A 5,331-nucleotide genomic window follows, 5' to 3' on the forward strand; every position below is an offset into this window, starting at 1 on the left:
CGGCGGGAGGAGGAGGGTAGCCGCCCGCACCGGCACCCGGGCCGCCGGACGCTCCGGGCACCGCGGTCACGGCACCGCCGCCGCCCCGGGCGCCCTGCGGTCCGCCGCCCTGCGGGCCGCCGCTCTGCGGTCCGCCGCCCTGCGGCGCCTGCGAGGTGCTGGAGGCGAGCGTGCGGCTGCGGACCCGGTACAGCCCGGTGTCGAGGTCCTCCGCCTTCTCCAGGTGGACCTTGATGGGACCCATGAACGTGTACCGCTGCTGCTTGGCGTAGTCGCGGACCATGCTGGAGAGTTCGTCACCGAGCTGGCCGGAGTAAGGGCTGAGGCGCTCGTAGTCGGGGGCGCTCAGCTCCACGATGAAGTCGTTGGGGACGACGGTCCGCTCGCGGTTCCAGATCGTGGCGTTGTTGTCGCATTCGCGCTGGAGGGCGCCCGCGATCTCCACGGGCTGGACTTCGGACTTGAACACCTTCGCGAAGGTGCCGTTGACGAGACCTTCGAGTCGCTGCTCGAAGCGCTTCAGAACTCCCACGGTGCACCTCCTTCCCAGATGCCCTCGGGCCTAGTGCGGCCCTGGTGCGTCTCCCAGTGTCCCCCGGTCCCAGTGTCCCCCGGGCGCGCGCATGCCGCGTCAGCGGTACTGCTTACTGATCGTATCCACGCGCGGGGATATCGACTGGTTCCCTGCTGGGGCCCTGTGCCCAAGTGTTGCCCCTCACAGTGCTGCATTCCACGGCCCCAGCCTTGCATGGATCGTAAGACCCTCCGGGGCGGGTGTCTCGCGGTGCGCTCGAATAGGGATGTGAGTCCACCCCCGGCAGCGTGCTAATCTTCTGGATGTCGGCAGGCGCCCACCGCGGGACTGGCGACACACCCAATGCGCGGGTGGCGGAATAGGCAGACGCGCTGGATTCAGGTTCCAGTGTCCGAAAGGACGTGGGGGTTCAACTCCCCCCTCGCGCACCATCGAGGAAGCCCCTCTGGCCAGCGGAAACGTGGCCGGAGGGGCTTTTCTTGTCGGGGCTTGAGCGGGCACCGGGCGGCACGGGCGGACTCGGGCGCCCGGTGCCCGGTGCCCGCGCTGCGCACGGTGTCGCGCTTGGCGTACATCGGGGAACGTAGGCGCGCGGAGAGCGACCGCGAGGTGCCCGAAGGGGAGGCTTTCGGTCCCTTCCCTGAGCGATATATCGCGTTGCCGACGGGGTCCAGGAGGGCACCGGCGCCGGCGTCCACGCTGGGGCCGGTGCCCCGCGGCGCGGGCCGCGAGCGGTGCGCGGGGAGGTTCCCGTGTGCCACGCTCGCGGCCTGGGCGAACGTGCTCGGTGATGCTCAGACCAGGCTCGTGGCCAGGGTCTTGCCCCGGGACTCGGCCTCCTGGTGAGCGCGGGCGCGGGACGCACGGGCCGTGTCGACCAGGCCGGCCATGGCCGGGTTGCTCTCCGCCAGGGTGAGCTCCGGCACGATGTACTGCACATCGAGGCCGAAGCCGCCCTCGCCCAGCACCTTGTCCAGGTAGGTGAGGACGAACTCGTAGCTCTCGCGCGGGGTGCCCGGCCCGTAGCCCCCGCCGCGGCTGGCGACGACCGTCGCCGGCTTGCCCGCCGCCGAGGGGCTCTCCGTGCCGTAGGTCCGGCCCATGACGATCACGTGGTCCAGCCACGCCTTGAGGGTGGAGGGGATCGTGTAGTTGTACATCGGGGCGCCTATCAGCAGCGCGTCCGCCTGCTCCAGCTCGCGGGTGAGCTGCTCGCGCAGCTCGAACGCCGCGGCCTGCTCCGGGGTGCGCTGGGCGGGGTCGATGAACCCGGCGACGGCGGCCGAGCCCTGCAGATGCGGGATCGGGTCGCTGCCCAGGTCGCGGTAGATCACCGAGCCGCCCGGGTGGTTCTCCTCCCAGCTCCGGCGGAAGGACGCCGCGACATCGCGCGAGACGGAGCCTTCCTGCGGATACACGGAGGAGTCGATGTGCAGCAGCGTGGCCATGGTGAGGGTCTCCTTGTAAGTTGTAAGCGGGAGAGGTTTCCTGCGTCGCTATGTATAACACAGTAGCTTACCTTTTTTCATCCGCTGTCGTGAGGGCAGTACCCTGAAGGCATGCCAGAGCTAGAGGAACAGCCCCATGAGCGCTCCCCCGGCGACGCCTGCACCGAGCCCGACGTCGGGCTCACCCGTGTCTTCCACCTGCTCGGCAAGCGCTGGACCGGCCTGATCCTGGCCGCACTGATGAACGGTCCCGGCCACTTCACCGAGCTGCGCCGCTCCGTTCCCGGCATCAGCGAGCGGATGCTCTCCGACCGGCTGACCGAGCTGGCCGCGCTCGGGCTGGTCATCCGGACGGTCGAGGACGGTCCGCCGCTGCGGGTCAGCTACGGTCTGACGGAGGCCGGACAGGCGATCCGGCCCGCCATGGTCGAGCTGACGCGCTGGGCGGAGGAGAATCTGCCGGGCGCCTCGGGGAAGTGCCCGCAGGAGTTCCGGGGCTGAGCCGCTCCGGACCGGGCCGGGAGCGGGCGCGCAGTCGGGGGGATGGATGACGGACACAGCAGGCGACGCCGCACGTGCGGAAGGACCGCGGATCCCGGCGGTGCGGGGCTTCGCGCCCTGGCCGCGTACGGAGTCGCCGAAGCGCGCGGGCAAGGCGCTGCGCGGGAGCGTCCCGCGCGAGGCGCACCGGCGGTTCGCGGTGCACGGCGCGCGCCCGGACCCGGTGGACGCGGTGCGCGCCTCGGGCGCCGGACGGCTGCCCGAGCTGGCGCCGATCAGGGTCGGGCGGATGGCGGCCACCCCGTTCGCGTTCCTGCGCGGATCGGCCGCGCTGATGGCGTACGACCTGGCCCACGGCACCCCCGTCAGCGGCCTCGCCGCACAGCTCTGCGGCGACGCGCACGCCGCCAACTTCGGCCTCTACGGCGACGCCCGCGGCGGCCTGATCATCGACCTCAACGACTTCGACGAGACCGCCACCGGCCCCTGGGAGTGGGACCTCAAGCGGCTCGCCGTCTCCCATGTGCTGGCCGGGCGCGAGGCGGGCGCCGACGAGGACGTCTGCCGCACGGCGGCCCGCGACGCCGCGGGCGCCTACCGCCACACGATGCGGCTGCTCGCCGGGCTGCCGGCCACCGAGGCGTGGAACGCGATCGCCGACGAGGAACTGGTCTCCCACGCCGACGCGCACGACCTGCTCGGCACCCTGGAACGGGTCAGCGAGAAGGCGCGGCGCAACACCAGCGCCCGGTTCGCGGCCAAGTCCACCGAGGGGCGGGCCGACGGCGGGCGCGTCTTCGTGGACGCGCCGCCCGTGCTGCGCCGGGTGCCGGACGGGGAGGCCGCGGCCGTCGCCGCGTCCCTGGCCGGCTACCTGGACACACTGCCGGAGGACCGGCTTCCGCTGCTGGCCCGGCACGCGGTGCACGACGTGGCGTTCCGCGTGGTGGGGACGGGCAGCGTGGGCACCCGCTCGTATGTGGTGCTGCTCCTCGACCACCGCGGCGAGCCGCTGGTGCTCCAGGTGAAGGAGGCGCGGCCCTCGGCGCTGCTGCCGCATGTGGAGCGGGCGGGCTTCCCGGCCGCACCGGTGGCGCACGAGGGGCGGCGCGTGGTGCAGGGGCAGCGGCGGATGCAGGTCGTCTCGGATGTGCTGCTGGGCTGGACGACGGTGGAGGGGCGGGCGTACCAGGTGCGCCAGTTCCGCAACCGCAAGGGCAGCGTCGACCCCGCGGCCCTCCCCGCCGACCAGCTCGACGACTACGCGCGGATGACCGGCGCCCTGCTGGCCCGCGCCCACTCGCACAGCGCCGACCCGCGCGCCGTCGCGGGGTACTGCGGCAAGGGCACGCAACTGGACGAGGCGGTGGCGGACTTCGCCGTGGCCTACGCGGACCGTACGGAGGCGGACCACGCGGCGCTCGTCGCGGCGGTGCGCACCGGCAGCATCCCGGCCGAGCTGGGGGTGTGAGCGTCGGCCGCGACAGCCCGAAGGGGCAGAGATCTCTTCCCCGTGCGGCTTCGCGCAGCCGAGGGCTGCCCCTGCCCGGCACCACGCGCCGGACGGCCGTAGGGTGGAGCTGATGAACGCCACCCCCGACGCGGACGCGACCCCCGGCAGCGAGCGGCTGGAGAAGGCGGTGCGGACCGCCGAGGCCGCCCTGATCGAGTACGAGATCGCGGTGGAGACCTTCCGGATCGAGGTCGAGAACTTCTCCCGGCTGCACCACCAGCGACTGGGCCCGATGTACGCCCGGCTCGACGAGCTGGACGCACAGGTCGCCGAGGCCGTCGCCGCCCGCACCGGCGACCCGGAGGACATCCGCAGGGCCGCCGAGGCACGGGGCGCGGTACTGCCGATGCCGCGCGTCGAGGAGCTGTTCTTCGGCTGGATCGACTCCGACGGCATGCTGCCCGAGGCGCAGGCCATGCTCAACGAGCAGCCGGTCAGCCCGCCCAGCCGGGTACGGCCCACCGAGGAGACCCGCAAGGCGTACCGCGACCTCGTCCGCAGGGCCCACCCCGACCTCGCCCAGGACGACGCGGAGCGGGAGCGCCGCGAAGCCTTTCTCGTCCGGGTGAACAAGGCGTACGCCGACGGGGATCTGGCCGCGCTCACCGCGCTCGCCGAGGAGTGGGAGGCGGGCCCGCTGCCGGAGCCGGTGGCCGAGCTGCTGCGCAGCGAGGAGCTGTACGCGCGGCTGGAGTGGCTGGCCCAGCGCAAGGAGATGCTGGCGGCGCGCGCGGCGGAGCTGGAGGAGAGCGCCATAGGCGCGATGCTGAAGATGGCGCCGGAGGACCCGGACGCCCTGTTGGACGAGATCGCCGAGCAGCTGCTCGGCAAGGTGGCCGAGCGTGAACGGGAGCTGGCCCGTCTGACGCAGGTACAGGACTGAAGTGAGGTTGGACTGGTGAACTCCATTCAGGTTCCCGTGGTGGACGTGGCGTCGGTCCCCGCGGACGGGCTGCTGCTGGACGTCCGGGAGGACGACGAGTGGGCCGCCGGGCGCGCCGAGGGCGCGCTGCACATCCCGATGAGTGACTTCGTCGCGCGGCTGAGCGAGCTGGAGGAGCGGGTCGGCGGCAGTGAGCGGATCTATGTCGTCTGCCGAGTGGGCGGACGGTCGGCGCAGGTCGCGGCGTATCTGGCGCAGCAGGGCTACGACGCGGTGAACGTGGACGGCGGCATGCTGGCCTGGGAGCGCGCCGGCCGGCCCCTGGTGGGCGACGGCGACGAGGCATTCGTCCTCCAGTAGACCGGGGCGGGGCTCCGGGCCTTGCCGGGTCCGGCGGGGTGCGCCGGGGGAGCAGGGGCGGCGAGCGCCCCGCGGCGGAGCCGCCTATCAG

The 5,331-nt window shown here is 72.8% G+C and carries 6 protein-coding genes and 1 tRNA gene; 5 read left to right on the forward strand and 2 right to left on the reverse strand.

All coding sequences use genetic code 11. The features are described from left to right. On the reverse strand, nt 1-532 hold a 532-nt coding region (locus tag G5C65_RS30530; protein ID WP_338146743.1), incomplete at its 3' end, for a DUF3662 domain-containing protein. A gap of 347 nt (nt 533-879) precedes the next feature. On the opposite strand from G5C65_RS30530, the gene G5C65_RS30535 reads away from it, so the two are divergent. Continuing rightward, a tRNA-Leu gene (locus G5C65_RS30535) sits at nt 880-966 on the forward strand. Between the two features lie 363 nt (nt 967-1,329). On the opposite strand, the gene G5C65_RS30540 is transcribed toward G5C65_RS30535, so the two are convergent. After that, nucleotides 1,330-1,983 carry an FMN-dependent NADH-azoreductase gene (locus tag G5C65_RS30540; RefSeq protein WP_165302293.1) on the reverse strand — a complete coding sequence of 218 codons (654 nt, stop codon included), beginning with the start codon at nt 1,981-1,983 and terminating at the stop codon, nt 1,330-1,332. Nucleotides 1,984-2,094: 111 nt separating this feature from the next. Here G5C65_RS30540 and G5C65_RS30545 point away from each other — a divergent pair, with 111 nt between their 5' ends. From G5C65_RS30545 to G5C65_RS30560, 4 genes are all read left to right on the forward strand, one after another. Continuing rightward, nucleotides 2,095-2,484, forward strand: a complete 390-nt coding sequence (locus G5C65_RS30545; RefSeq protein WP_165302294.1) for a winged helix-turn-helix transcriptional regulator — start codon at nt 2,095-2,097, stop codon at nt 2,482-2,484. Nucleotides 2,485-2,530: 46 nt separating this feature from the next. Then, entirely contained in the window at nt 2,531-3,955 is a 1,425-nt protein-coding gene (locus tag G5C65_RS30550; RefSeq protein WP_165302295.1) for a DUF2252 domain-containing protein, read from the forward strand. A 112-nt stretch (nt 3,956-4,067) separates the two neighbouring features. After that, the gene (locus G5C65_RS30555) at nt 4,068-4,880 is read left to right on the forward strand and encodes a J domain-containing protein (RefSeq protein ID WP_165302296.1); all 813 of its coding nucleotides are present in this window, start codon (nt 4,068-4,070) and stop codon (nt 4,878-4,880) included. Nucleotides 4,881-4,895: 15 nt separating this feature from the next. After that, a complete protein-coding gene (locus tag G5C65_RS30560) occupies nt 4,896-5,240 on the forward strand; it encodes a rhodanese-like domain-containing protein (protein ID WP_165302297.1) in 345 nt (114 codons plus the stop codon). Nucleotides 5,241-5,331 lie beyond the last annotated feature (91 nt).

The sequence above is a fragment of the Streptomyces boncukensis genome, from assembly GCF_011045075.1.
Taxonomy (GTDB): Bacteria; Actinomycetota; Actinomycetes; order Streptomycetales; family Streptomycetaceae; genus Streptomyces; species Streptomyces boncukensis.